This is a genomic window from Pseudogulbenkiania sp. NH8B (assembly GCF_000283535.1).
GTDB lineage: Bacteria > Pseudomonadota > Gammaproteobacteria > Burkholderiales > Chromobacteriaceae > Pseudogulbenkiania > Pseudogulbenkiania ferrooxidans.
The window spans coordinates 3864813-3891812 of sequence record NC_016002.1 but is presented as its reverse complement, the minus strand read 5'-3'; the positions used below and the strand labels follow the sequence as shown (position 1 = coordinate 3891812).

Annotated in this window: 26 protein-coding genes and 1 tRNA gene; 14 read left to right on the top strand and 13 right to left on the bottom strand. The window is 62.3% G+C overall.

The features are described from left to right. Positions 1–22 precede the first annotated feature (22 nt). From msbA to NH8B_RS17925, 9 genes are all read left to right on the top strand, one after another. Complete coding sequence (msbA, locus tag NH8B_RS17965) at positions 23–1783, top strand: lipid A export permease/ATP-binding protein MsbA (RefSeq protein ID WP_014088522.1); 1761 nt, start codon at positions 23–25, stop codon at positions 1781–1783. Then, on the top strand, positions 1776–2873 hold the full coding sequence (locus tag NH8B_RS17960; protein WP_014088521.1) for a glycosyltransferase family 4 protein: 1098 nt from the start codon (positions 1776–1778) through the stop codon (positions 2871–2873). Before msbA ends, NH8B_RS17960 begins: the two co-directional genes overlap by 8 nt. After that, positions 2870–3691 carry a polysaccharide deacetylase family protein gene (locus NH8B_RS17955; RefSeq protein WP_014088520.1) on the top strand — a complete coding sequence of 274 codons (822 nt, stop codon included), beginning with the start codon at positions 2870–2872 and terminating at the stop codon, positions 3689–3691. Before NH8B_RS17960 ends, NH8B_RS17955 begins: the two co-directional genes overlap by 4 nt. 2 nt (positions 3692–3693) lie before the next feature. Further along, the gene (locus NH8B_RS17950; protein ID WP_014088519.1) at positions 3694–4848 is read left to right on the top strand and encodes a glycosyltransferase family 9 protein; all 1155 of its coding nucleotides are present in this window, start codon (positions 3694–3696) and stop codon (positions 4846–4848) included. Further along, positions 4845–6050: a glycosyltransferase gene (locus NH8B_RS17945; RefSeq protein WP_014088518.1), complete on the top strand. Its 1206-nt coding sequence runs from the start codon at positions 4845–4847 to the stop codon at positions 6048–6050. Before NH8B_RS17950 ends, NH8B_RS17945 begins: the two co-directional genes overlap by 4 nt. Before the next feature lies 1 nt (position 6051). Continuing rightward, positions 6052–7167, top strand: a complete 1116-nt coding sequence (locus tag NH8B_RS17940) for a glycosyltransferase family 9 protein (RefSeq protein WP_014088517.1) — start codon at positions 6052–6054, stop codon at positions 7165–7167. Next, positions 7164–8450 (top strand): O-antigen ligase family protein, encoded by a 1287-nt coding sequence (locus tag NH8B_RS17935; protein WP_014088516.1) that lies wholly within the window; start codon positions 7164–7166, stop codon positions 8448–8450. The genes NH8B_RS17940 and NH8B_RS17935 overlap by 4 nt, the downstream gene beginning before the upstream one ends. Next, positions 8447–9511 carry a glycosyltransferase family 9 protein gene (locus NH8B_RS17930; protein ID WP_014088515.1) on the top strand — a complete coding sequence of 355 codons (1065 nt, stop codon included), beginning with the start codon at positions 8447–8449 and terminating at the stop codon, positions 9509–9511. The genes NH8B_RS17935 and NH8B_RS17930 overlap by 4 nt, the downstream gene beginning before the upstream one ends. 90 nt (positions 9512–9601) lie before the next feature. Continuing rightward, a complete protein-coding gene (locus NH8B_RS17925; protein ID WP_014088513.1) occupies positions 9602–10885 on the top strand; it encodes a nucleotide sugar dehydrogenase in 1284 nt (427 codons plus the stop codon). Between the two features lie 107 nt (positions 10886–10992). Here NH8B_RS17925 and NH8B_RS17920 read toward each other — a convergent pair whose 3' ends face one another. From NH8B_RS17920 to NH8B_RS17885, 8 genes are all read right to left on the bottom strand, one after another. After that, positions 10993–11331 carry a type IV pilus assembly protein FimV gene (locus NH8B_RS17920; protein WP_014088512.1) on the bottom strand — a complete coding sequence of 113 codons (339 nt, stop codon included), beginning with the start codon at positions 11329–11331 and terminating at the stop codon, positions 10993–10995. A gap of 132 nt (positions 11332–11463) precedes the next feature. Then, complete coding sequence (gene aroB / locus NH8B_RS17915; protein ID WP_014088511.1) at positions 11464–12552, bottom strand: 3-dehydroquinate synthase; 1089 nt, start codon at positions 12550–12552, stop codon at positions 11464–11466. Then, positions 12549–13106 carry a shikimate kinase gene (locus NH8B_RS17910; protein ID WP_040652120.1) on the bottom strand — a complete coding sequence of 186 codons (558 nt, stop codon included), beginning with the start codon at positions 13104–13106 and terminating at the stop codon, positions 12549–12551. The genes aroB and NH8B_RS17910 overlap by 4 nt, the downstream gene beginning before the upstream one ends. 34 nt (positions 13107–13140) lie before the next feature. Continuing rightward, positions 13141–15216 (bottom strand): type IV pilus secretin PilQ, encoded by a 2076-nt coding sequence (gene pilQ, locus NH8B_RS17905; protein WP_014088509.1) that lies wholly within the window; start codon positions 15214–15216, stop codon positions 13141–13143. Then, entirely contained in the window at positions 15216–15731 is a 516-nt protein-coding gene (locus tag NH8B_RS17900) for a pilus assembly protein PilP (protein ID WP_014088508.1), read from the bottom strand. The genes pilQ and NH8B_RS17900 overlap by 1 nt, the downstream gene beginning before the upstream one ends. Next, the gene (locus NH8B_RS17895; protein WP_014088507.1) at positions 15728–16363 is read right to left on the bottom strand and encodes a type 4a pilus biogenesis protein PilO; all 636 of its coding nucleotides are present in this window, start codon (positions 16361–16363) and stop codon (positions 15728–15730) included. The genes NH8B_RS17900 and NH8B_RS17895 overlap by 4 nt, the downstream gene beginning before the upstream one ends. Next, entirely contained in the window at positions 16360–16944 is a 585-nt protein-coding gene (locus NH8B_RS17890; RefSeq protein WP_014088506.1) for a PilN domain-containing protein, read from the bottom strand. The genes NH8B_RS17895 and NH8B_RS17890 overlap by 4 nt, the downstream gene beginning before the upstream one ends. Beyond that, positions 16944–18056, bottom strand: a complete 1113-nt coding sequence (locus NH8B_RS17885; RefSeq protein ID WP_014088505.1) for a pilus assembly protein PilM — start codon at positions 18054–18056, stop codon at positions 16944–16946. Before NH8B_RS17885 ends, NH8B_RS17890 begins: the two co-directional genes overlap by 1 nt. A gap of 123 nt (positions 18057–18179) precedes the next feature. On the opposite strand from NH8B_RS17885, the gene NH8B_RS17880 reads away from it, so the two are divergent. Next, entirely contained in the window at positions 18180–20561 is a 2382-nt protein-coding gene (locus NH8B_RS17880) for a penicillin-binding protein 1A (RefSeq protein WP_041703127.1), read from the top strand. A gap of 128 nt (positions 20562–20689) precedes the next feature. Here NH8B_RS17880 and NH8B_RS17875 read toward each other — a convergent pair whose 3' ends face one another. The 5 genes from NH8B_RS17875 to ispB all read right to left on the bottom strand — a co-directional run bounded on the left by NH8B_RS17875 (position 20690) and on the right by ispB (position 23420). Beyond that, positions 20690–20962: a VF530 family protein gene (locus NH8B_RS17875; protein ID WP_014088503.1), complete on the bottom strand. Its 273-nt coding sequence runs from the start codon at positions 20960–20962 to the stop codon at positions 20690–20692. Further along, on the bottom strand, positions 20959–21342 hold the full coding sequence (locus NH8B_RS17870) for a YkgJ family cysteine cluster protein (RefSeq protein ID WP_014088502.1): 384 nt from the start codon (positions 21340–21342) through the stop codon (positions 20959–20961). The genes NH8B_RS17875 and NH8B_RS17870 overlap by 4 nt, the downstream gene beginning before the upstream one ends. A gap of 195 nt (positions 21343–21537) precedes the next feature. Next, positions 21538–21930, bottom strand: coding sequence for a hypothetical protein (locus NH8B_RS17865; protein WP_014088501.1), 393 nt, complete (start codon positions 21928–21930; stop codon positions 21538–21540). Between the two features lie 425 nt (positions 21931–22355). Continuing rightward, positions 22356–22430 (bottom strand) — tRNA-Arg (locus tag NH8B_RS17860). 15 nt (positions 22431–22445) lie between these two features. Next, positions 22446–23420: an octaprenyl diphosphate synthase gene (gene ispB, locus NH8B_RS17855; RefSeq protein ID WP_040652251.1), complete on the bottom strand. Its 975-nt coding sequence runs from the start codon at positions 23418–23420 to the stop codon at positions 22446–22448. Positions 23421–23777: 357 nt separating this feature from the next. Here ispB and rplU point away from each other — a divergent pair, with 357 nt between their 5' ends. The 4 genes from rplU (at position 23778) to NH8B_RS17835 (ending at position 26997) form a co-directional block, all read left to right on the top strand. After that, positions 23778–24089 (top strand): 50S ribosomal protein L21, encoded by a 312-nt coding sequence (rplU, locus tag NH8B_RS17850; protein WP_008952321.1) that lies wholly within the window; start codon positions 23778–23780, stop codon positions 24087–24089. Positions 24090–24102: 13 nt separating this feature from the next. Next, on the top strand, positions 24103–24378 hold the full coding sequence (gene rpmA / locus NH8B_RS17845; protein ID WP_008952322.1) for a 50S ribosomal protein L27: 276 nt from the start codon (positions 24103–24105) through the stop codon (positions 24376–24378). Positions 24379–24507: 129 nt separating this feature from the next. Next, positions 24508–25674, top strand: coding sequence for a GTPase ObgE (gene obgE, locus NH8B_RS17840; RefSeq protein ID WP_014088499.1), 1167 nt, complete (start codon positions 24508–24510; stop codon positions 25672–25674). A 30-nt stretch (positions 25675–25704) separates the two neighbouring features. After that, positions 25705–26997: a hypothetical protein gene (locus NH8B_RS17835; RefSeq protein ID WP_014088498.1), complete on the top strand. Its 1293-nt coding sequence runs from the start codon at positions 25705–25707 to the stop codon at positions 26995–26997. Positions 26998–27000: the final 3 nt, after the last annotated feature.

Sequence of the window (27000 nt, the reverse complement as noted above, 5' to 3'; positions counted from 1 at the left end):
TTACTGGATACCTTTTACCCGCATGGCGGATTCCAAAGAGATCGGCAGCCTCGTGCTGTACAAGCGGCTGTTGCGTTACCTGCGCTCCTACTGGCGCGTATTCGTCGCCTCACTGTTGGCCATGATCGTGGCTGCCGCCACCGAGCCGGCCTTCGCCCGGCTGATGAAGCCGCTGATCGATGGTGGCTTCGTTCAGAAGGACCACACGGCCATGGTGTGGACGCCGCTCGCCATCGTCGGCTTGTTCATCCTGCGCGGTGTGACCAGCTACATCAACGAATACTCCACCAGCTATCTGTCCGGCCACCTGGTGCAGCGCCTGCGCGAGGAGATGTTCGGCAAGCTGATGCAGCTGCCGGTGCGCTACTTCGACGATCACCCGTCCGGCCGTCTGCTGTCGCGCATTGCTTTCGACGTCAGCCAGGTTACCGAGGCCGGCTTCAACATCATCACCGTGGTGGTCAAGGACGGCATCACCGTGCTCGGCCTGCTGGGGCTGCTGCTCTACACCGACTGGCAACTGACGCTGATCTGCCTGGCGGTGCTGCCGCTGGTGACGCTGATCGTGCGCATTGTCGGCAAGCGCCTACGCGGCCTGTCACGCCAGAACCAGCACAATATGGCGCAGCTGACCCAGGTGTTGGGCGAGACCATCGACTGCCAGCGCGTGGTGAAGATCTACGGCGGCCAGACCTACGAGGCCGAGCGTTTCCAGCACGCCGCCGAGTCGATCCGCCACAACGCGGTGAAGCAGAGCTCGATGTCCTCGCTCAACACCGGCGTCACCCAGCTGGTGATCTCGATGGCGCTGGCGCTGATCCTGTACTTCGCCACGGTGCGCGCGCAGCATGGCGCCTTCACCGCCGGTGATTTCATGTCCTTCCTCACCGCGATGCTGATGCTGTTCGCGCCGGTCAAGCGCATCACCAGCATCAGCCAGTCGCTGCAGCGCGGCCTGGCCGCCGCCGAGAGCGTGTTCGGCTTCCTCGACGAGACGCCGGAAGCCGATCATGGCCGCAAGAGGTTGGCCGAAACCCGTGGCGCGCTGTCGTTCCGCCACGTCAACTTCCGCTATCCGCACGCCGAGCGCGACGCCATCGTCGATCTCAGCCTGGACGTGAAGCCGGGTGAAACCGTGGCGCTGGTCGGCAGCTCCGGCAGCGGCAAGACCACGCTGGTGAGCCTGATCCCGCGCTTCTACGACGCGGACGCCGGCAGCATCAGCCTCGATGGCGTGCCGCTCGCCGACATCGAACTGGCCAGCCTGCGCAGCCATATCGCGCTGGTGAGCCAGGATGTGGTGCTGTTCAACGACAGCGTGGCCGCCAATATCGCCTACGGCCGCATCGGCCAGGTCAGCCGCGAGGAAATCGTCGCCGCGGCGCGCGCCGCCAACGCGCTCGACTTCATCGAGGCGATGCCGGAAGGCTTCGACACCCTGATCGGCGAGAACGGCGTGCGCCTGTCCGGCGGTCAGCGCCAGCGCCTGGCCATCGCCCGCGCGCTGCTGAAGAACGCGCCGATCCTGATCCTCGACGAGGCCACCAGCGCGCTCGACACCCAGTCCGAACGGCTGGTGCAGGCGGCGCTGGAGCGCCTGATGCAGAATCGCACCACCATCGTCATCGCGCACCGCCTCTCCACCATCGAGAGCGCCGACCGCATCGTGGTGATGCACCAGGGGCGGGTGGCCGAGGTCGGCAGCCATGGCGAGCTGATCGCCCACGACGGCCTCTACGCCAACCTGCACCGCATGCAGTTCAAGGAGCCGCAGCATGGCTGAGCGGCTGACCATCCTGCACACCGAGTCCTCGCTCGGCTGGGGCGGGCAGGAGCACCGTACCTTCAAGGAAATGGTGGGCTTGCGCAAGCTCGGCCAGCGCCTGCTGCTGGCCTGCCAGCCCGGCGCCAAGTTCGCCGTGCGGGCGCGCGAAGCCGGCTTCGAGGTATTCGAGGTGCGCATGCGCAACGGTGTCGATCTCGCCGCCGTTGCCAAACTGGCCGCCTTGATGCGCCGTGAGCGGGTGGACGTGGTCAACACCCACAGCGGACGCGACAGCATCCTCGGTGGGCTGGCCGGCCGCATGGCCGGACGGCTGGTGGTGCGCACGCGCCATCTGGCCTTGCCGATCACCTCGCGTTTCACCTACACCACGCTGCCGCACTACGTGGTCAGCGTCAGCGAGCATGTGCGCCGCTACCTTGAGGGCGAGGGGGTGCCGCAGCACCGCATCGGCACCATCTATACCGGCATCGACCCGGAAGCGATGGTGCTGGACGGCGCGTCCACGTTGCGTGCCGAACTGGGGCTGCCGGACAGCGCGAAGCTGGTCGGCACCGTCGCCATCCTGCGCAAGAAGAAGGGCCACCAGCGCATCGTCGAGGCCGCACCGGCCATCCTCGCTGCCTGCCCCGACGCGCACTTCGTATTCGCCGGCGACGGGCCGCAGCTGGACAACCTGAAGGCGCAGATCGCCGCCGCCGGATTGAACGAGCGCTTCCACCTGCTGGGCCTGCGCCGCGACATCGCCAACGTGCTGGCCGGCTGCGACCTGTTCCTGCTGCCGACCGAGCAGGAGGCGCTCGGCACCTCCTTCATCGAGGCGATGGCGATGGGCCTGCCGGTGATCGGCACCCGCGTCGACGGCGTGCCGGAGGTGGTGCGTCACGACGACAACGGCCTGCTGATCGAGCCGGACGACGTGGCCAGCCTGGCCGCCGCGGTGATCCGCCTGCTCGGCGACGACCCGTTGCACTCCCGCATGGCCGCGCGCAGCCGCGAGCTGGTGTCGTCGGTGTTCCACGTCGACACCATGTGCCGCGACATGCTGGCGCTGTACCGCCGCTTGCTGGCCGCGAGGGGCAAGCGATGAAACCGGCCCGCGCCGTACCGGTGCTGATGTACCACCACGTCAGCCCCAGCAAGGGCCTGGTGACGGTGTCGCCGGCCACCTTCGAAGCGCAGATGCGCTGGCTGGCCGAGCACGGCTGGACCACCCTGAGCACCGGCGACTTCGCCGGCTTTCTCGCCGGCCGCCCGGTGCCGGACAAGAGCGTGCTGGTCACCTTCGACGACGGCTACCTCGACAACTGGGTATACGCCCATCCCGTGCTGGAACGCTTCGGCCAACGTGCCACGCTGTTCACCATCACCGGCTGGATTGGCGACGGCGCGGTGCGCCCGCACGCCGCCAGCGGCCAGGCGCTGCCCGACACCCCCGACCACAAGGCCTGCAAGCGCGCGGTGGACGAGGGCAGGGCCGACACCGTGATGATGCGCTGGAGCGAGATCGAGGCCGCCCGCGCCGCCGGTACCTTCGAATTCCACAGTCACACCCACAGCCATGCCCGCTGGGACAAGCTGTGCGCCAGTGCCGCCGAGAAGCGCGACAGGTTGGCCGAAGACCTCGCCACCTCGCGCCGCACGCTCACCGAACGGCTGGGCGGTGTCAGCGACCACCTGTGCTGGCCGCAGGGCTATTTCGACGACGATTATCTGGACGTGGCGCGGGCGGCCGGGTTTCGCCATCTGTATACCGTCGACAAGCATATCAATACCGCCACGACCGACCCGCGACGGATCGGCCGCATCGTCACCAAGGAGGCCGATGACGGCTGGTTTGCCCGGCGTATGGCCATTTACCGTCGACCGTTGCTGGGCGGGCTCTACGTGCGTCTGCGGGGAAAGTGACGATGGGCACCCGCATCCGTGAAGCCTTGCTCGAGAGCGGCCTCGGGTTGATCCGGCATTTCGACCGGCGCCATCCCGATCCTGCTGAACTAGGTACGCCGGCCATTGCCCGCATCCTGGTGATCTCGTCCACGGCGATTGGCGACACGCTGCTGTCGACACCTGCCATCCGCAGTCTGCGCCAAGCCTATCCGGCGGCGCACATCGTGCTGCTGGTCAATGCGCCCTACCAAGGGCTGTTCGCAAGCAACCCCGATATCGACGGCACTATCGCGTATCCCGGCGGCTATCGCCGTTTCTTCCGCCTGGCGCGGGCGCTGCGCCGCGAGCGTTTCGATCTGGTCGCCATTCTGCACGGCAACGAGCCACAGGCCACTCCGCTGGCTTATCTGAGTGGGGCGCGCTGGCGTTTCAAGTGGCCCAACAACAACCGTTTCCGTTTCCTGCTGAGCAATACCGAACCGGTCAAGGGCTGGGACGATTTCCCGCACGGTATCGATCAGCGCCTGGCGGTCGCGCATGCCGCCGGTGCGACGGGTCTCGACCGCCATATGGTGATGCCGGTAAGCGATGCCGCACGCCAGTCGGTGAGCGATTTCCTGGCGGGCAAGCACGGCATTGCCGATGGCGTACCCGTCGCGGGATTCCAGGTCGGCGCCTCGACCGCCAGCCGGCGCTGGCGGCCCGAGCGTTACGCCGAACTGGGCCGGCAACTGCTGGTAGCGTACCCCGAGCTACGAATCGTGATTACCGGCTCGCCACAGGAGCGCGGCTTGGCCGAGCAGGTGGCGCAGGCCATCGGCGATGAACGCGTGGCGGTCACGGCGGGCGAAGTCAAACTGACGGACATGCCGGCACTGGTGCAGCGCTTTGCCTGGCTGGTGACGCCGGACACCGGCATCATGCATCTGGCGTTGGCGGTCGGCACGCCGATCGTCGGCCTGTTCGCCGCCGCACACTGGTCCCGTTCCGGGCCAAGCGCGGATCTGGAGCGCCACATCGTGATTCAGAAGTGGCGTACTTGCGAACCTTGTCTGGGCAAGCGCTGCCACTATACCGCGCCACCCTGCATGGACAATATCACCGTGACGGAAGTCTTCGACGCCTGTCGGCAACACGCTGCCAAATCGGGACTTGCTGCTGAGAGTCTGGCATGACACAAAAACGTATTCTGCTGTTGGATACCGGCAAGGAGTGGGGTGGCGGCACCAACAGCATGTTCGAACTGCTCAAGCGCATCGACCGTCAACGCTTCCACGTGACCTGCCTGTTCTATCATGACTACCCCAAAGGCAAGGACAGCAGTCTTGGCCGGGAGCTGGCCAAGATCGGCATCGAACTCAAGCTGCTGCCGCAGCGACGCCAGCCGCTGTGGGCGAAGCTCGCCAAGGAGTTGGGGCGTGGAGTGCTGGTCTGGCACAAGCCGACGCGTGAACGCTGGGTCGCCCGGGTCGAACAAGCGTGGCGCATCCGTCCCAACGTCGACCGACTGACCCGTGAGTTGCAGAGCGGCGGTTACGATCTGCTTTACATGAACAACCAGCCGCGCTCGAACATCGAAGGCTATCTGGCGGCCGAGACTGTCGGCATCCCGGTGGTGCAGCACTGTCGCATCGAACCGGTGATGGATGCAGCCACTTCCCGGCTCGTCAACCGGGTGGCCCGTAAGGTCATCGGCGTATCCAATGGTGTGGTCAACGCCTTGCTGCAGGCTGGTGTCGAGCCTGCCAAATGCCTGCCGGTATTCAACGGCATCGATCCCGACCAGCCGCTGCCGGATGGTCAGGCTGTACGCAGTCAGTATGGCATCGGTGAACAGGAGGTGGTGTTTGGCGCGGTGGGGTCGCTGATCGAGCGCAAGGGCATCCGTTATGTCCTGGAGGCCGCCAGCAAGCTGAATGCGGCAAAGACGCCTTTCCGCATCTTGTTGGTGGGCGATGGTCCGCAGCGCGCCGAGTTACAGACGCTGGCCGAGCAGCTGGGTGTCGCCGACCGGGTGATCTTTACCGGTTTCCAGCCGGCACCGTTGCCTTTCGTCGCGGCGATGGATGTTTGTCTGCTGGCGTCGCAGAGCGAAGGGCTGCCCAGAGTCCTGCTCGAAGCCATGCTGCTGGCCAAACCCGCCATCGCGTCCAACGTCGTCGGCTCGCGCGAACTGGTGGCCGATCAGCAAAGTGGGCTGCTCGTTCCCTATGCCGACAGCCATGCCTTGTTCTGTGCCATGCAGCAACTGTTGAGCGAACCGCAACGCCGTCGTCAACTGGGCGAGCAAGGGCGAGCGATCGTGACCCGGCAGTACACCATCCGCGCCTATGTGGATGGTGTTGAACGCGTGCTGGCCGCCGCTATGGAGTGCTAAGGTGCTCTTCCTGTTATTGACCTGGTTTGCGTCGCCCCTGCTGGCCCTCCGCTTGCTGCTGACCCGGAAGCGGGAGCCAGCCCATATCCTGCTGATTCAGACCGCCAAAATCGGCGATATGATCTGCACAACCCCCTTGTTTTCTGCTATCCAGAAACGTTTTCCCTCGGCCAGACTGACGGTTCTGGCGGATCCAGTGACTGCTCCCTTGATTGAAGCCGACCCCAATATCAATCAGGTATGGCGTTATCCGGCGCGTGCATTCAAAGGCTTTGCCGGCCGCTGGCGCCTTTTCCGCTTACTGACTCGGGAACAGGTAGATACCACCATTTGTGTAAGCCCCAATCAGGCTTTTCTGCTGGTGCCATTCTGGGCCGGCGTATCAAGACGACTGAGCATCCTGCCCAATCTGGGTGGTGGGCTCAGTTACCGGCTGGCCGCCCCCTTGTTGTCCCATGGCGAGTGCCATCTGGCAGGTCGCAGCGTCTTGGAAACTGAGTGGCATCTGCTCAAGCATCTAGGTATTCCGGCGACGGGGCGGAAAATCATCCATGTCCGGAATGAGAGTCGTCTCAAAGCCCATACCTTGCTGCCTGCCAAGAAGCAAGCTTGGGCCGGGCTTGGGATCAGCAGCGGGAACAAACTCAAGGCGTTGTCAGTCGGGCAATTGAAAGAGCTGGCTGAAACCTTGCTGCAAAAAGGGTATCAGGTGGTGCTGGTCGGTGCGAAAGAAGATAGTCCGATTTCTGCCGAATTGATTGCTGTCTTGCCGAAAGGAGCCGCCATCGACGCCGCCGGTTTGTTTGCGCTGGCCGACTTGCCAGCGATGATCGAGATGCTGGATTTCTATGTGGGAGTCGACTCTGGTATTACTTACCTGGCCGATGCGTTTAACGTTCCCTTGGTTGATTTCATGGGCCCGGCGGATGCCGATGATCAGTCACCGGATGGGCGACAGGCGATAGTAGTCCGTAGTCCTGAGCCATGCGCCCCCTGCTCACATGCATTCGATGCACCTTATTTTTGCAAGGTCGGAACACGGGCTTGTGTTTTGGGCATAGCTGGATTGGATCAATTGCCTGAAGTGGCTCTACAAAGAAAGACAAAATCGGAATGACCTCCTTCTTTAGTGTTTCTCGTGATGGCGGGCGATTGGGCGTATATCAAGGTGACCTAACGCCGATATTGTTGGCAATCTATGTCTTCGCGGCAGCTACAACAGGTCTGACCGCCGTGATGAATATCGCTTTCTGGTTGGCTGTTCTGACGTTTTTTTGGCAACGCTTGAGCAAGCGCAAACCCTGGGCCATCAGCACGGGGCCGGTGCCATATGCCATGCTGGCCATGACGATGGTCTTTTTTCTGAGCCTGGCTGTCAATCCGGCATGGCTGTCCAATAATCTCCACGAATTCTGGAAAGATCACGTCCGTAACCTGCTGGTTTTCTTGATGGCATTGAGTTCGATTCGTAGCATGCAAGCGTTGCGGCCGCTACTGATGGCCGCTGTTGCGGGATTCACCGTGCGTGCCCTGCTGCTGCTTGGCTTGTACTGGGGGGATTTCCAGGCCCTGTTACCCTACCGCAAGGGGTTTGCGCTGGATGCCACCTTCCTCTTCACTATCACGGCGGCCTTGTTCCTGTTCGACAAGGGATTGCCGCGCTACCTTCGTTTAGTGTTGGGCGGTGCGCTGCTGGTGCAGGCGGTACCGCTGATGCTGCATGGCAGCCGGACGCCCTTGTTGGCTATCGCTGCCGGCCTGATAGTGGCGGCGGTGCTTGGCCGTTATTGGAAATGGCTGTTTACTGGCCTATTGGTCGTGGTGGTCGGGTTGGTCGGCATGGCGCAGGCTCACCCTGACCTAGTTACCCGTTATGCCAGCCCGTTTAGTGAGCAAACCTACCAGCAGGATAGTTCCTTTTTGGAGCGACGCGGCATTTGGTTCGTGACTTCCTCGCTCATTCGAGAGCACCCATTGCTGGGTTATGGCCCCGGCTGGAGAAAACTGGCACCGCTGGCACGTAGCGAAGGCTATATCGAGAAATTGGCCGGTTCAGGCGAACGACAGGATATGCTGGCCCACGATTATTTCCGGGATAAGGGTTATGGCAAGGCCAACCCTCACAACCTTTATCTGCAGGTGGTATTTGAAACCGGCTTGCTTGGCCTTTCGGTATATCTGGTTTTCTTGTCCTGCACATTGTGGTGTGCCATACGACTTTGGGGTACCCGTATTCAAGACAATACCACCTTGTCACTGACGGCGGTGGCCCTGTTGGTGTGCTACCTGATCACGGGTTTTGCCAACGGATTGTGGGCGGGCTCTGTAATGCTGCTGCTTATCGCCGCCGTCCTGGCCAATCAGGCGTGTACCATGGGCGCAGCTGGCGATTCTGCATGAAAGTCCTTGTCATCCGCCGTGACAACATCGGCGACTTGATCTGTACCACGCCGCTGCTGCAGCTGCTCCGTGACGGTTATCCCGATGCGCGGATCGATCTCTTGGTCAACGATTACAATGCCCCCGTAGTGATGGAGGGACAGCCGGTCGATACGGTGCATATATACCGCAAGGCTAAGCATCGCCATGCGGGCGAGTCCAAACTGGCGATTTGGTGGCAGACGTTCAAATTGATCCTCTTGTTGCGCCGGCAAAGGTACGATTTTGCGATTCTGGCGGGCTCGACCTATTCGGCCCAGGCGGCCAAGTTTGCCCGCCTGATCGGGGCAAAAACTGTGGTGGGCTATCAACCGGGGCAAGGCGCTCAGGAGGTGGACAATGCCGTCAGCCCATTGCCGTCAGCCTGCCATCACGTCGAAGCGACGGCGCATCTGGCCTCGGCCTTGGCTGTCGACAAACAGCCCGGTGCCGTCAGGATCGTGGTACCCGGGAAGGCCGCCAGACAAGCTCGGGATCGACTGGCCGCCAGTATGGCAATGGGGCGTGCCCCACTCAGGGTGGGTATCCATATTTCGGCACGCAAACCCTCCCAGCGTTGGCCCGTCGAGCGTTTCGAAGCATTGATCCGTCAATTGCATGCGGAACTGGACGCCGAATTCCTGCTGTTCTGGGCGCCGGGCGCCGCGGATAACCCTACCCACCCCGGCGACGATGAAAAGGCCTCCACACTGCTTTCCCGGCTGGATGGCCTGCCTGTACTGCCTTTTGTGACCTCCTCTCTGGACGAGCTGATGGCCGGGCTGGACCTGTGCGACAGTGTGATCTGCAGCGATGGAGGGGCCATGCACGTGGCCAATGCCTTGGGAAAACCGATCGTATGTTTCTTCGGCGGTAGTGATGCAACCCACTGGCGCCCCTGGAACGAACCGTACCAGCTGCTGCAGCCCCCATCGCAGGATGTGACGGATATCACGGTGGAGCAGGCCACCGCTGCCTTTCACCGACTACTGCTTGCGCTCCCTGACCAGCCCCCCCCATCGAATGTGGTGTCCGTTCGATAGCGCCGTACTGGCAAGACCTTCCCATTCCATTAAATACTGGGAGAGGGAAGGGTATAATCATCCCATTTTTCGTATTGAGAGAATCGAATCGTGCCGGATCGCAAAGTCTCTGTCGTTGGCCTGGGCTACGTGGGCCTTCCTGTCGCCGTTGCCTTCGGCCAGAAAAGCCGTGTGATCGGCTTCGACATCAACCTGCAACGCCTGACTGAGCTCAGGGGCGGACATGATCGTACCTTGGAGGTGGCCGATGCGGAATTGGCTGCCGCCGATATCGTCTACACCGACGACATCGCGGTGCTGGCCGAGGCCGATTTTCATATCGTCGCTGTGCCGACCCCCGTTGACGATGCGCATCAACCTGACCTGACGCCGGTAGAGAAAGCGTCCGAGAGTGTCGCCAAGGCGCTGCGTCCCGGTGCGATCGTGGTGTACGAATCCACCGTCTATCCGGGGGTGACCGAGGAAGTCTGCGTACCGATCCTGGAGCGGGTGTCCGGTCTCAAGTGCGGGGTGGATTTCACCGTCGGTTACAGTCCGGAGCGTATCAATCCGGGCGATAAGGAACACACCTTCACCAAGATCAAGAAGGTCGTCTCCGGTCAGGATGCGGCAACGCTCGAGATTGTCGCGGATGTATATGGCTCGGTGGTAACAGCCGGCGTGCACAAGGCCTCGTCGATCAAGGTGGCCGAGGCTTCCAAGGTGATCGAGAATACCCAGCGCGATCTCAACATCGCCTTGATGAACGAGCTGGCTGTGCTGTTCGAGAAGATGGGCATCGACACGCTGGACGTGCTGGAAGCGGCCGGTACCAAGTGGAACTTCCTGCCGTTCCGCCCGGGGCTGGTGGGCGGCCACTGCATCGGCGTCGACCCATACTACCTCACTTACAAGGCCGAGCAACTGGGCTACATCCCGCAGGTGATCCATGCCGGACGCCGCATCAACAATGGCATGGGCACCTTCATCGCCCAGCGCACCATCAAGGAGATGATCCATGCCGGCATCAACATCCTCGGCAGTACCGTCACGGTGCTAGGCCTGACCTTCAAGGAAAACTGCCCTGATCTGCGTAATTCGCGCGTGATCGACGTGGTTACCGAACTGCGCGAGTTCGGTGTCCAGGTACAGGTGGCTGATCCGCAGGCCGATGCCGCCCAGGCTCACCACGAGTATGGCGTCGATCTGGTGCCGATGGCGCAATTGGTCCCGGCGGATGCGGTGATCGTTGCGGTGGCACATCACGAGTTCGCCGAGTTCTCGGCTGCTGACTGGCTGAGCCAATGTCGTGGCGTACCGGTCATCATCGATGTCAAGGGGAAGCTTGATAAGGCTGCGCTGGCGGAGGCCGGGGCGCGTTACTGGCGCCTGTGAGTGGTGGCAGCGGCTCTTCTTTAGAGCCTACTGCCGCTTAAAATGACAAAAGCCTGTCGGGTGCGACAGGCTTTTTTGTATTGATTCAGCTTGCAGCTCAGCCAGGTTCAGGCATTGAACAAGGGGTTGGCCGGGTCGAGGTCGCGGCCATTCTGCTGAATGGTCTTCCAGACCGGTTGGCCGTGAAGACGGGCGTGGACATCGCGTGCCAGCTGCGAGTAAGCCTTGGCATTGCGGTTGCTGGAGTAGGCACGGAGCAGCGCGACCTTGGCCGGCATATTATCCGGATCTTCGTCCAGCACGTCCTTGAGCACCCTGACGGCCTCGCCGGTTTTACCGTAGGCGAGGAACACTTCGGCTTCGGCCACGGGGTCGATGCCTCGGGCCTTGGGCGGCTTATACGTGATCGCCTTCCACAGCTTGCGTAGAAGGGAGAAAGCCACCATGAGCACCAAACTTGCGGTCAATCCTGCCAGAACGTCCATTGCTTTTCCCCCTGTCTGTTTAAAAGCGGTCGGAGGATTATCAAGTCTAGTAGCCGGGCCGATCAATCCGTAGAAATTCGTAGTGTCGGTGGCTCAAGCGGTGACGTTCTGTCCGCTTAACACCCGTTGCAGCACGTCATGGCTGACCTCGCTGCTGATGACAGCCTGGCCAAGCTGCTTCAGCAGCACGAAGCGCAATTTGCCTTGTTCGACTTTCTTGTCGTGCCCCATATGTTCCAGCCAGTTTGTCAGGCCGAGGTCGGGCGCCTTGACGGGCAGGCCGGCACGTTGGATGAGCGAGATCACGCGTTCGACGTCGGCGGCATTCAGCCAGCCCAGCTCCTGCGAGGTCGCTGCAGCCAGGACCATTCCGGCCGCCACTGCCTCGCCGTGCAGCCAGGCTCCGTACCCCAGCCCGGCCTCGATGGCGTGGCCGAAGGTATGGCCCAGGTTCAGCAAGGCGCGCACGCCGCTTTCCTTTTCATCCTGCCCGACGATCTCCGCCTTCATTTCGCAGCAGCGCTTCACGGCATATTCAAGCGAAGCGGGGTCGCGGGCCCGCAGCTGTTCGATGTTGCTTTCCAGCCAGACCAAAAACTCGACATCACCCAGCAGGCCATACTTGATGACCTCGGCCAAACCGGCAGACAGCTCGCGGTCTGATAACGTATCCAGCAGCACCATATCGGCGATGACCACTCGCGGCTGGTAGAACGCCCCGATCATGTTCTTGCCGAGTGGATGATTGATGGCGGTCTTGCCTCCGACCGACGAGTCGACCTGGGCGAGCAGCGTGGTCGGAATCTGGATAAACGGTGCCCCGCGCTGGTAGCAGGCGGCGGCAAACCCTGTCATGTCGCCGATGACACCTCCCCCGAGTGCGATCAGCGTGGTCTTGCGTTCGCAATTGCCGGAAAGCAGGGCGTCAAAGATCAGGTTGAGGGTGTCCCAGGTTTTGTACGACTCGCCATCGGGCAGTACGACGACGCGCGTTGCAATCCCTTCCGCCTTGAGTGCCTGTTCCAGCGGTGCCAGATACAGCGGGGCAACGGTGCTATTGGTGACGATGGCAACACTGGGAATGGGCAGATGGGGCTTGAGCAGATCGGTCCGCGTCAGCAGGTTGCGGCCGATATGGATCGGGTAGTGGGCGTCGGGGAGCTTCAGGTCTAGAGTGATCATGGTCGGGAGTCTTGATGGCGGTGTTGGCGCTCGAACAGCTGTGCTTCAAGTTGACTGACCAGCAGGTTGACGTTTTGCTGGGTGGTGTCGACGATCAGGTCCGCCACCTCGGTGTAGAGCGGGTCGCGTTCCTTGAGCAGACTTTCCAGCTTGGCCTTGGGGTCAGCGGTCTGGAGCAGGGGACGGTTGCGGTCATGCTGGGTTCGGGCCAACAGGTCATCGATATTGGCACGCAGGTAAATCACGACTCCGTTGTCTTTCAGCAACTGGCGATTTTCCGGGCGCAGGATGGCTCCGCCTCCTGTCGCCAGGATGATGTTGTCGCGTTGCACCAGTTCGGCGATGGCGCAACTCTCCCGATCACGAAAACGCTGCTCGCCTTCTATTTCGAAGATGGTGGCGACCTTGACGCCCGTTTTGGCCTCGATTTCGTGATCGGAGTCGTAAAAGGTCTTGCCGGTTTTGCGCGCCAGCGCACGGCCTACCGTCGTCTTGCCGGCTCCCATCAGTCCGACAAGAAAAAAATTGCCTGCCAGTGTATCCATGGCAGGCATTGTAGCGGAAGCACGCGCGATCGTCTGCGCTGTCCTAGCGGCTGTTTATGTCGAAATCGCTGACGACGCGTGGCGTCAGGAAAACCAGCAGCTCCGTGCGGTTGTCTTTCTTCGTCCTGCTCCGGAACAGGGCGCCCAGCAGGGGAATGTCACCAAGCAGGGGTACCTTGCTGAGGCCTTCATTTTCGTCCTGGGTGTAGATGCCACCGATAACCACGGTACCCCCGTTCTCGACCAGCACCTGGGTATTGACCTTTTTGGTCTTGAGCGAGGGAACCCCATTCGACAGGTTGGCGAAGTCGGCGGTGTCGTTGTTGATCTGGATGTCCATCAAGATGGTGCTGTCAGGGGTAATCTGGGGCTTCACCTTCAGGCTCAGTACCGCCTTTTTGAACGAGGTGGAGGTGGCGCCGCTGGAGGTGGCTTCCTGATAAGGAATCTCCTGCCCCTGCTCGATAGTGGCCTCGGTACGGTCGGAAGTCAGCACCCGCGGGCTGGCGACGATCTTGCCCTGGCTTTCGGTTTGTAATGCCTGCAGCTCCAGGCCGATCAGGTTGCTGGCACCGGCCTTGTAGACGGCGCCGATGGTCCCTGTAGCCGCACTGTTGGTCGGCAGATTCACCAAGGTGTCGGTGAGGCTGCCGTTGCCGGCTCCGGCGATATTGCCGCCCAGACTCAGACGGCCGATTCGGTCGTACGACAGCTTGACGCCCAGTTCGCGGCTGAAGTTGTCGGTGGCTTCGACGATGCGTGCCTCGATCACGACCTGTTTGACCGGGGTGTCGGTTTTTGTGATCAGGTCGCGAATCTTGTCGATAACCGTTGTCGTATCGTTGATGATCAGGGTGTTGGTTTTGGGGTCGATCAGGGCGCTGCCACGATCAGAGAGCAGGGTGCTGCGTCGTCCGCTGCCGCTACCGGTGCCTCCCTTGCTGTCTTCTTCCAGGATTTTCTTGAAATCCTCGGCGCTGCGGTAACGCAGCACGAAGGTTTCCGAACGCAGCGGTTCCAGCGTGGTGAGCTGGTTCTTGGCCTCGTAAACCTGCTTGTCCCGGGCCAACAGCTCTTCGCGCGGGGCGATACGGATGATGTTGCCGCTACGCCGCTTGTCCAGGCCCTTGCTGTCGAGGATCAGGTCGAGCGCCTGATCCCATGGCACGTCTTTCAGGCGCAGTGTGATCTTGCCGTTGACCGAGTCGCTGGTGACGATGTTGAGCCCGGTGAATTCGGCGATGACCTGCAGCACGGTACGGACTTCGATATCCTGGAAATTGAGCGAGAGCTTGTCGCCCTTGTAGACCGGCTTGTCCAACTCGTTCTGTGCTTTTTGATCTTGGGTCAGTTTCTTCACTTCGACCACCAGTTTGCGGTCGGTCTGGTACGAGGAATAGTCCCAGTCGCCTTGTGGCTGGATGACGATGTGGCTGCTCCTGCCCTGGTTCATGGCGTCGATCTTGCTGACCGGGGTGCCAAAGTCGGTGACGTCGAGCTTGCGGTCCTGGCCGGCAGGCAGGTTGCTGCCCTGGATATCCACCACGATATTCTTGCCCTGGCGTTTGATGTCCACCGGGACATCGTTCGATGGCAGGTTGATCTCGACCCGGCCCTCGCCGTTATGGCCCCGCCGGAAGTCGAGAGCGAGCGGTGTGCGGTAGGCGACGCTTGCCGTTGGTGTCGGGCTCGCGGGGGTGGTGTCGAGCGGGACGGCGGTCCGCTGCTCTGCTTGCAGGTTGCCGTTCAGGCTAATCAGCAGCGTGTTGTTGCTGACTTTGGTGGAATAAGAGGCGTTCTTGGCCAGATTCAATACGATACGAGCGCGGCCATTGCTGGCGATGGCAACGGCAGAGGGAACCAGGGGGTTGCCCAGTTCGGTGAAGCTGTTGGGTAGCTTGATCTCGGTATCGGCAAAGTCGAGCGCGATCCTGGGGGGATTGGAGATGGCGAAACTGTTGGGCTTGGGGGCCGGACCATCGAAAGTCAGCTGAAGAACCTGTTCGTTGCCGTCGGTTTTGCTGATGTTGATCCCCGTAATGGCAACGCCGGCATGAGCCAGGCTGAAGGAGAGGGCAAGACCCAGTCCGGATAGCAGTTTGATGGCATGCGTGTTCATTATTTCTGCCCTTGTTCTACGAGGTACATGGTCGTTGTGCGCTGTACCCATTCACCGTTCAGGTCTTCCACTGTTTCGGCCAACTCGATTCCGGCTTCGGAGATGTGTTTGATCTGCCCGAAATTGGGCCCCACGAAGTTGCCAGGCTGAACCCGGTAGACCGTGTTCTCCGGTGTGCGGATCAGGCCGTAGGTCACTCCGCCGCGCTTCAGGATGCCGACCATTTTCAGTTTGTCCAGGTCGTAGTTTTCCAGCGTCTCACGCGGACGATCGAAGTCCGGCGCGTTGGCACTGTTCTGGCGTTTGGCGGCCAGCAATTTCTGCGGGTCGAACGGGTCGCGCAGGTCAAAGGCCTGGTACACGAAGGGCTGATAGGGTTGTGCCATCGGGATGGGGTCGATCTGGCCGGCCAGGCCCTTGCCGGCTTCGTTCATCCAGCGGTCGAGGTCATCGGTGCTGTTGCTGCCACAGCCGGCGAGGAGGAGCAGCAGACACAAGAAGCCAGGTTTGTTCATTTCTTGGCCTCTTTCTTGTTGATGGCGGCGAGGCGTTCTTCCGGTTCCAGCGAGCGGTAGGTTTTGGCCGTGGCTTCCATGCTCAACCGCGGGGTGCTGGTCGGTCCCTTGGCGTCTTGGGGGGCCAGCTTGATATCGCTCAGCGTGACGATCCTCGAGAGCTGGCCGACGTCGCTGACGAAGGAGGCCAGCTCCTTGTAATTGCCGGTCAGACGTATGCTGATGGGCAGCTCGGCCATTTCGGCGGACTTGATTTCTCCGCCGGGGCGGAACAGCTCGAACTGCAGGCCGCGGCCGATCCCGGCCTGGTTGATTTCGGTCAGCAGGGATTCCATTTCGGACTTGCTGGGGAGCTGCTTGAGCAGGGCGCCGAACGAGCGTTGGATCTCGGCCAGCTGCTGTTCCAGCGCGGCGAGGTTGATGGCCTGGCGTTTTTTGTCGAGATAGGTCTGCTTGAGTTGTTCTTCCTTGTGCTGGGCGCTGTTCAGGGTGTCAAGCTGATCTCCCAGGACCAGGTAATAGCCGAGGAAAACGATCAGCCCGATCAGGCCGGCCAGAGCCCCGAGCTGGGCCGGCAGCGGCCAGTTCGGCATGTCCTTGGGGTCGAGGTTGCGCAATTCGTCGAGCGTCATGGCCGTGCTCCTTTCTTGCCTGGGGCGGGTGCGGCGGCTTCTTGTCCCTTCATGCCCAGTCGCAAGGTGAACTCGCTGACACGCTGGTTGTTGACGATGGCGGCCTTGACCTCGACCAGGACCGGGGCGTCGAACGTGGTGGATTGCGCCAGAGTGCGCATGTAGTTGGAGACGCGTGCGCCGGACAGGGCGTAGCCCGACAGGTCGAAGCTGCGGCCGGTCTGTCTGAAGTCCCTGAGGTAGACGCCGTCAGGGGTCTGGCGTACCAGCTGGTCAAAGATGTGGGTGGCCTCGTTGCGACCCTGCTGCAATTGTTCGACCAGCTGTTTCCTGGCGAGCAGCTCGTCGCGTTCCTTCTTGAGTCCCTCGATCTTCTTGATCTGGCCGTCCAGTTGGGCAATGGCATCCTGCAAGTACTGGTTGCGATGCTGTTGGTGGCCGATACGGCTGTTCAGCACTACATAGCTCGAGGCTACCACCACACCGGCGATGAGGATGGCGGCGGCCAGGAGGAGCTGGAAGCGGTGGCGGTGCGCTTCCTTGCTCTGCTCGCGGTGCGGTAACAGGTTGATGCGTATCATCAGTCGAACCTCCTCATGGCCAGGCCGCAGGCAACCAGCAGCGAAGGGGCATCGAGCAGCAGCTCCTTCAGGCGGATGGAGGAGGACTGCACCATGGTGGTAAAGGGGTTGGCGATCATGGTGCTGATCTGGGTGCGTGCGGCCACCGTGTCGTCAAGCCCGCTCAACATGCTGCAGCCGCCGGCCAGCAGGATGTAGTCGACCCGCAGGTATTGCGAGACGCTGACCGTGGTGTAGAAGAACTGCAGGGCACGCTGGATTTCCTGCGCCAGCGAGTCGACGAAGGGGTGCAGCAGTTCGGATTCGTAGCCGTCGGGCAGGGTCATGGTGCGCTTGCCGGATTCGGCTTCGTCGAACGAGATACCGTAGCGGCGCTGGATGTCGCGCGTCAGCTGCTGGCCGCCAAAGGCCTGTTCGCGGAAGTAGATCTGCTGGCCGTTGCGCAGCACGCTGCAGTGCAGCTTGCTGCTGCCGATATCGAACAGGGCGAAGGTCTGGTTGTGGCCTTGTTCGGGCAAGTGCAACTGGATCTGCTCGAACGCGGTCATCATGGCGAAGGACTCGACGTCGACGATCTTGACCTTGAGTCCGGCCATTTCCGCCGCGGCTACCCGTTCTTCCACCTTCTCCTTGCGGGCAGCGCACAGCAGGACTTCCAGGTCGTCGACGCTGGCAGGCGAGGGGCCGAGAATCTGGTAGTCGAGGTTGACCTCTTCCAGCGGGAAGGGAATGATCTGGTTGGCTTCGGTTTCGGCCAGTGCTTCGAGGTCGTCGGCCTGGTTCGCCGGCACCAGGATCTTCTTGTAGATCGCCATGGTGGTGGGTATGGCGACGGCGACGTTGCGGGCCGAACTGCCGAGGCGCTGCCAGGCGCGGCGGATGGTCTCTGCCACGCCTTCGATATTGTTGATGTTTCCCTCGGTGATCGCTTCCTTGGGCAGGGGCTCGATGACGTAACGCTCGATTTGCAGGCTGTTGCCGGAACGGGAAAGTTCTACCAGCTTGATGGCGCTGCTGCTGATATCCAGTCCTAGCAGCGGAACATTGCCGGATTTCCCTAATCCAACCAGGCTCAACCAGTTGGCGCCGAATCCAAGTTTGTCGGATAGCATCGGTGAGGGCCCCAAGTATTTTTAAGTGGCGATCCGTCGGGACGGTATCGCAATCTAATGTTGTGTCTTGTCCTGACTTACAAGACGTTATAATCCGCTTTCCAGCGAAAGCCCATTCTGATCATGCTTAAACGAATTTTTGCGATTTTTGCCGGCTTGCTTATTGGTGGTGCCATCCTTGCTGCAGGTGGCCTGGCAATCGCAATCATCATAACGTATCCGCGTCTTCCCAGTCTTGACGTCCTTACCGATTACCGGCCGAAGATGCCGCTGCGCGTCTTTGCCGCGGATGGCCAGTTGATTGGCGAATTCGGCGAAGAACGACGTTCATTCATGCGCATCCAGGAGGTCCCGGTGCTGATGAAGGAGGCCGTGCTGGCCGCCGAGGACGATCGATTCTATCAGCATAGCGGTATCGATTATGTCGGCGTGATGCGTGCCGCCGTCGGCAATATCGTATCAGGCCATGCACGCTCTGGTGCCAGTACCATCACCATGCAGGTGGCAAAAAATTTCTTCCTTTCCAGTGAAAAGACTTTTAGCCGCAAGTTTAACGAGGCGCTGCTGGCTTTCAAGATCGAGCACGCGCTCTCCAAGGACCAGATTCTCGAGTTGTATTTCAACCAGATCTACCTGGGGCAACGTGCTTACGGCTTTGCCGCGGCGGCGCAGGCCTATTATGGCAAATCAATCAAAGACTTGAGTGTGGCGGAAATGGCCATGCTCGCCGGCCTGCCCAAGGCGCCGTCGGCGTACAACCCGATCGTGAACCCGGCGCGGGCCCGTCTGCGCCAGCAGTATGTGCTGCGCCGCATGCACGAATTGAACTTCATCAGCCAGGAACAGTACGACAACGCGCTGGCGGAGAAACTGCACGTGGCGGGGCAGGGGGCGGAAGCCAGCATGCCGGCTCAATATGTGGCGGAAATGGTACGCCAGGCCATGTATGACCGTTACCGCGACCAGGCCTACACCCAGGGCTTCAGGGTCTTCACCACCATCGACAGCAAGCATCAGCAGTGGGCGTACGACGCACTGCGTGCTGGCCTGATGGATTACGATCGCCGCCACAGCTACCGCGGGCCGGAGGGGTTCGTCGACCTGTCCGGGCTGGAGGGTGATGACCGGATCGAGGCGCTGGACGAGGCGCTCGCGGAGATTCACGATAGCGGCGACTTGCAGCCGGGCGTGGTGCTCGAAGCGTCGAACCGCGCGGTAAAGGTGTATCTGCGTGGCGGGCAGGAGGTGTCGGTGAGCGGGCGCGGTCTGGAGTTTGCGCGCCGAGCCCTGAGCAGCAAGTTGACCCCGGCGCAGCAGCTGCGGCCGGGCGCCATCGTGCGCGTGCGGGCCGAGAGCAAGGGGGACTGGAGCATCGGCCAGATGCCGGAAGTGGAGGGGGCCTTCGTGTCGATGGATACCCGCACTGGCGCGATCAAGTCGCTGGTGGGGGGCTTCGACTTCAACCGCAGCAGCTTCAACCACGTGACCCAGGCCTGGCGCCAGCCCGGTTCGACTTTCAAGCCGTTCATCTACTCGGCCGGCATCGAGCGGGGTTTCACTCCGTCGACGCTGATCAACGATGCGCCGCTGACGATCGATCCGCAGGCGCTGGGCGGGCAGCGCTGGGAGCCGAAGAACGACGACGGCAAGTTCGCCGGCATGATCCCGATGCGCCGTGCGCTGGCGCTGTCGAAGAACCTGGTGTCGATCCGTGTGCTGATGGCCATCGGCACCGACTACGCCCAGCAGTACATCCAGCGCTTCGGCTTTGCCGCCAAGCAGCACCCGGCTTACCTGACCATGGCGCTGGGGGCCGGTTCGGCCACGCCGCTGCAGATGGCGGAGGGCTATTCCACCTTCGCCAACGGCGGTTATCGTACCCGTTCCTACTTCATCGACCGTATCGAGGATGTGAACGGCCGCGTGTTGGCCAAGACCGTGCCGACGGTGGCGGGTCAGAATGCACCGCAGGCGATCGATCCGCGTAACGCCTTCATCATGACCAGCATGATGAAGGATGTGGTGCGCTTCGGGACCGCCAACCGGGCCATGACGCTGGGGCGCCAGGATCTGGCGGGCAAGACCGGTACCACCAGCGATTTCCGCGATGCCTGGTTTGCCGGCTTCAATCCGAATCTGGCTGCCGTGGTGTGGGTGGGTTACGACCAGCCGCGCAGCCTGGGCCGTTACGGTTACGGTGGTACCGCGGCGCTGCCGATCTGGATCAACTACATGGCCAACGCCTTGAAGGGGGCGCCCGAGATCGATCTGCCGCCGCCGCCGGGGGTGGTGGTGCGTCCGGGAGGCGGCTTGCGTGGCGGCGACGAGTACTACTACGAGGAGTTCCAGCACACCAATCCGGAGTTGCGGCTGGATAACTCCGGTACCGTGCCGGGCGGTAGCGCGGCCAGCGATGCCAGCAATGGCGGTGCCGAGCCTCAGGGTGATGGCCAGACACCACCGGCGCGTGACGCGGTGGAGAACGTCAAGGAGCTGCTGTTCTGAGTGTCGGCCGGGGTGGGGCGGTGTTTCGGCCAACCTTGGCAGCGATAGGATGAAGGTGACGGCCCGGTCGGCAGCAGCTGAGCGGGCCGTTTTCTTTGCGCGAGTTGTGGGACGGGGGAGCGGGGTGTTCAGCCGCGGCGTGGTTTGATGAAGCCGGCCTTGCCGTCCGACGGAGCGGCGGGAGCGCGCTTGAGCTGCAGGTACAGCGCCTCGACCTGGCTGCGTGCCCAGGGCGTGCGACGCAAAAAGGTCAGGCTGGACTTGATGCTAGGGTCGTGGTTGAAGCAGCGAATCTCGATCAGCTCACCCAGCCGCGCCCAGCCGTAGTGGGCCACCAGTTCGGTCAGCATGCTTTCCAGCGTGATGCCGTGCAGCGGGTTGTTGGGTTGCGGCGTGCTCATGCGGTGGTTTTCTTGCGGTAGGCGCAGTAGCCCGGGCGCGGCCCGATGCGCGGATGGTTGCGGCAGGTGTCCGGCCGCTGGGCGTAGATGGTGCAGCGCCGGGTGTGCTTGTCGAGGTAGTGGCAGTCGCCATTGGCGCGGCGCGCCAGGGTGAACAGTTCGCGCTTGAAGTTGAAGTGCTCGATCACGCCCTGCTTCATCAGGCGCTTGGCGATATTCTTGGGCGGTTCGCCGGTTTCGAACTCGTCCACCACGCCGATGCGGATCAGGTCGGGCAGTCGGACTTCGACCGGCATGGTGCAGCAGCTGGCCATGCAGTCGCTGCACAACGAATCCTTGTACTTGAACCAGGTGCTGGTGCGGTCGATATCGGCGTACATGATGTCAGGCGGTAAAGCCGCGGCGGCGCAAGGGCCGGGCGCGGACGCAGGAAATGAAATGGCGCCCACCAGAAACCGGACTGTGGCCTGCAAGCCATGCCAGACAAGGATCTTGGTGTGCGCCGTTCAAAATTTACCGGCAAATATACCAACAAACGCGTGGTGCTGCCCCGCTTTTTGTCTGTGGAGCCGCCGTTATGCGTGCTTGTACGTGACGTGGCGGGGCGTTGCACGGCGGGCTAAACGGGGCGTCTTGGCCTGACGCGATGGTGGTTTAACCTGACGTGACGGTGCCTTGGCTTGGCTGATCTTTTTTGCGGCGGTCTTGCAGGGCTGCCACTTGCCTTTTGCTGTCGGCGCGATGGGGGCGCCATAGCACCATCCATTGTTCTTGACGTGGGTAAACATCACGTCGCGCATATTGCAGGCCTTCAGCGTTTTCTGATCGTCGCCAATGCCGTTGCGGCATTCGCCATTCAAGTAGTCCGTGACGGTGAGCAGATCAGAGGCTTCCTTCTCTGACAGCGCCTGGGCCAGGGACGGCGCGGAAACGGCGGCAATCAGAATGCAAGCGAAGAGGCGTCGCATTGTGGCGGTCCAGAATGGTAAAGCCAGTGATGCTACATCATTCATTACGAGGCGGTTTCGAAACGTTCACCGTTTTGATGGCTATTCGATAAATTGCCCATTCGACATGGTATTTTGGCCATTTTTCGGTTTTTGTCATTCTTGTGGCGGCATGCACGCCTGGCCATCGATTGATCTCACAGGGGGGGGGGCTATCCGCAGGTATCAAGCGAGCTCGGGGGGATGCATTACGCCTGTTGTTGGTCGGCTTGCCCGAGGCTTGAGTGGGGGTGGTACGCGTAGACACGTCAGCAGGCGAAAACGTTTGCCGCAAAATGACGGTTTCTGTTGGTGTCGGTCGGAACGGTTAGGACATGAAAAAACCCGCACAGCACAAGGCTCTGCGGGTTTTGTCGATCTTCTTGGTTTTGCTTGGCGGTATTTGGTGGCGCCCCCACCAGGAATCGAACCTGGAACTGCCCCTTAGGAGGGGGCTGTTATATCCATTTAACTACAGGGACGGCCTGAAAACGGGGTCAGCTGTTGCGTTCGACCGAGAGCCGGGCCAGTTCGACCAGCGCCTGCTTGCTGGGGCTGTCCGGCAGGCCGGCGATGGCGGCGACCGCCTGCTCGGCGGCACGCACCGCTTCGCTCTTGGCGTAGTCCAGCGCGCCGCAGGATTGTACCGCAGCCAGTACCTCGTGGAAACGGTCGCCACGGGCATTCTCGATGGCGTCGCGCACGGTGGTGGCGGCTTCCGGGCTGCCGTGGCGCATGGTGTGGATCAGGGGCAGCGTCGGTTTGCCTTCGGCCAGGTCGTCGCCCAGGCTCTTGCCGATGGTCTCGGCGTCGCCGGAGTAGTCGAGCACGTCGTCGATGATCTGGAACGCGGTGCCCAGGTGCATGCCGTAGTCGGCCAGCGCCTTCTCCTGCTCCGGCGAGGCGGCGGCGATCAGTGCGCCGACGCGGCTCGCGGCTTCGAACAGCTTGGCGGTCTTGTACTGGATCACCTGCAGGTACTGCGCCTCGGTGACGTCGGTGTTGCCGATGTTGAGGAGCTGCAGCACCTCGCCTTCGGCGATGATGTTGGTGGCTTCGGCCATCACTTCCAGGATGGCCATGTTGCGCGTGGTGACCATCATCTGGAAGGCGCGGGTGTAGAGGAAGTCGCCGACCAGCACGCTGGCGGCGTTGCCGAACAGGGCGTTGGCGGTTTCGCGGCCGCGGCGCAGCTCGGATTCGTCCACCACGTCGTCGTGCAGCAGCGTGGCGGTGTGGATGAATTCGATCATCGCCGCCAGTTCGTGCAGGTGTTCGCCGCGGTAGTCCAGCGCCTTGCCGGCCAAGAGCGTGAGCACCGGGCGCAGGCGCTTGCCGCCGGCGGAGATGATGTATTCCGCCACCTGGCGGATCAGGACGACGTCGGAGTGCAGGCGGGCACGGATGACGCGGTCGACCGTTTGCATGTCGTCGGCGAGCAGGGAGCGGAAGAGCGGGGTGGTGGACACGATGGTAAACCGGTTGTTTATGTTGTACTTGGAGCCCATTCGATTAGGCGGCTGCGCCTTTGCATCGTGAGCGCCGGCAGTGCCCGGAATGCTCATGCACGGTCTGTACATTCCGCTTCCTGTGCTCTGGCGGCACTCAACCTGCTTTGGCTCGCTCGCCTACAACTTGGGACAGGCTCGTTGGCCGAAAATCCCGGCCGATGTTACCAGAAAAGCCCCTGTTCCCGCCATGCACCACTCGCATGGTGTAGTGCGGGTAAAAAAATTGACATGTTTCAGTGACTTAAGTATGATTCCCCGCTTCCTGTGTCGGGCGTGCCTGGTGCAGGAATTTGGATTCCCTATTCAGGAGCTAAGCGAATGTATGCGGTCGTAAAAACTGGTGGCAAGCAGTACAAAGTTGCCGTCGGCGAAAAACTTAAAGTAGAACAGATACCTGCAGACGTCGACAGCCAAATCGTACTTGAAGAAGTGCTGATGATTGCTGACGGTGAACAGGTTGTTGTGGGCACCCCGCGCGTTGCTGGCGCGACCGTGAAGGCGACCGTGGTCGCTCATGGCCGTGGCGAGAAGATCCGCATCTTCAAGATGCGTCGTCGTAAGCACTACCAGAAACACCAGGGTCACCGTCAGAACTACACCGAAATCCGCATCGACGAGATTTCCAAGTAAGGAGTAAACAGTCATGGCACACAAGAAAGCAGGCGGTAGCTCCCGCAACGGTCGTGACTCCGAAGCCAAACGCCTGGGCGTTAAGGTTTACGGCAGCGAACTGATTCCGGCCGGTTCCATCATCGTGCGTCAGCGCGGCACCAAGTTCCACGCTGGCGAAAACGTCGGCATGGGCAAGGACCACACCCTGTTCGCCAAGGTCGATGGCTATGTAGAGTTCACCACCAAGGGTGCTCTGAGCCGCAAGACCGTGAACGTGGTTCCGTACACCGGTGTAGACGGCGAGTAATCGTCAGCTACCGGTTAAAAGCCCTATCCTGGCGATAGGGCTTTTTTGTTTTTTCACGAGGCGTGAGGCGTGAGCGGCTGGCCGCGGCCGTTGACGCCTGACTCCTCACTGGACTTATCTGGAGGACCCATGAAGTTTATCGATGAAGCCCGTATTGAAGTGATCGCCGGCAAGGGCGGCAATGGCGCGGCCAGCTTCCGCCGCGAGAAGTTCGTGCCGTTCGGCGGGCCGGATGGCGGCGACGGCGGCAAGGGCGGCAGCGTGTACGCGGTGGCCGACGAGAACGTCAACACCCTGGTGGAGTACCGCTTCGTCAAGAAATACCTGGCGCAGCACGGCGAGAAGGGGCACGGCGCCGATTGCTACGGCAAGGGCGGCGACGACATCGAGCTGAAGATGCCGGTGGGCACGGTGATCATCGATTCCGATACCGACGAGGTGGTAGCCGACCTGGCGCGCCACGGCGAGCGCGTGATGCTGGCGCGCGGCGGCAAGGGCGGCTTGGGTAACATCCACTTCAAGTCGTCGACCAACCGCGCCCCGCGCCAGTGCACGCCGGGCGAGGAGGGCGAGCGCCGCAACCTGCGCCTCGAGCTGAAGGTGCTGGCCGACGTCGGCCTGTTGGGCATGCCCAACGCCGGCAAGTCGACCTTCATCCGCGCGGTGTCCGCCGCCAAGCCCAAGGTGGCGGACTATCCGTTCACCACGCTGCACCCCAACCTGGGCGTGGTGCGCATGAAGGATACGCGCAGCTTCGTCATCGCCGACATTCCCGGCCTGATCGAAGGCGCGGCGGAAGGCGCCGGCCTCGGCCACCGCTTCCTCAAGCACCTCTCCCGCACCGGCCTGTTGCTGCACGTGGTGGACATCGCCCCGTTCGACCCCGAGGTCGACCCGGTGCGCGAAGCGCATGCCATCGTCGAGGAACTGAAGAAGTACGACGAGGAGCTGTACAACAAGCCGCGCTGGCTGGTGCTGAACAAGGTCGACATGCTGGCGGAGGACGAGCGCGAGGAGCGCATCGCCGCCTTCCTCGAGGCCTTCGGTTGGCCGAAACAGCAGCCCAACGACGAGTTCGAGTTCGACATGGGGGCGCCGCGCGTGTTCACCGTGTCGGCGCTGACCGGCGAGGGTACGCAGGCGGTGACCTACGCCATGATGGAATACATCGAGCGCGTGCGGCAGGCCGAGCGCGCCGCCGCCGAGTTGGCCGAACAGCGCGAAGCCGAAGCCAAGGCCGCGGCCAAGGCGGCGCGCCAGAACGTGATCACCCGCACCGCGGGCGTTGACGAGTAATCCCTCCGCTCGGACAATCCGGTTTTTGTCATGACCGGATTGTCCGTGCACTCGCTTTCCGATTTCTTCCAGCCCGGCATCGATCCGGACGGCCTGTCCTCGGTCAATCGCCTGACCGCCGCCTGGCCCTATCTTTCCGTCTTCATCACGCTGTTTCGCGGCGGTGACGAGGAGGTGCTGCTGCGTCTCCTGGTGCTGCGCGAGCTGGGCAACCGCGCCGATGCGCCGCTGTGGACCCCGGCCGAGATCGCCCAGCGCTTCGCCTACCTCAATCCGACCAAGCTCGACACCATTCTGAAGCGCCTGCGCGAGGGCGAGCTCTTGGTGTGGGAGTCCGACGGCGGCCGCTACCAGCTCTCCGAGGGCGCGCGCGTGGCGCTGGCGGCGCTGGCCACCATGATCGACTTCGCCGGCGACGACGTGGAGCTGGGCTATCTGACCAGCCAGGTCGCCGCCGGGCAGGCGGTGGGGCAGGTGTCGGACGAGGCGCTGCGCCACCTGCTGGCGCGCCTCAACGAGCTGTACGCCGAGTTCGAGGCGGCGCTGGAGTCGCAGTCGGAGTTCCGTATCCGCGCCGCGCAGCATCGCCTCGACGCGGTGTGGCGCTGGGTGGCCAAATCGACCGAGGTGGTGCGCCGCCTCACCGCCGACGACACGCTGGACCTGGCCACGCTGAACCAGGCGCAGGCGATCGCGCTGGCGCAAAGCCGCATGCTGGCGCTGGCCGGCACCTTCGAGCGGCGCCTGGCGCAGCTGGCGGCGCAGCGCGTGCACCTGGGCAGCTCCGGGCTGACCTCGACCGACATCGCCGACTGGCTGCGTCGCCAGCAGGTCGGCCAGCTGGCGACGCAGTTGTCGGGCTGCCTGTCGATCTGCCCCGAGCCGGCCTTCCTCGCCACCCCGGAGCTGGCCGACGTGGCCGAGTTCGAGCTGTTGGCGCGCGAGCGCGCCAAGGCCGGCGTGGCGGTGCTGCCGGGCGCCGAGGCGGCGCCGCTGGCCGACGCGCCGGAGGTGGAGCGCCTGTTCGCCGCCGAGGCGATGTACGACGAGCTGCTGCAGCTCGGGCTGGAGCTGGGCGAGAGCGGCACGGCGGAGCTGCCGATCGCGCGCGCGGTGCTGGCCGACAGCTACAACGAGACCGCCTACCGCCTGTCGCTGCTGTCGCTGCTCGGCGACCCGGAAAGCCGCGGCGACGCCAGTATCGTCGCCGCGTTGGCCAAGCTGCCGCTGCAGCTGGCCGGCGGCGAAGCCGTCATCGAACCCGATCACCCGGAAGTGGCCGCGCTGTCCGACGCGCGGCTGCGGCCCCATACCCCGAACTGAGCC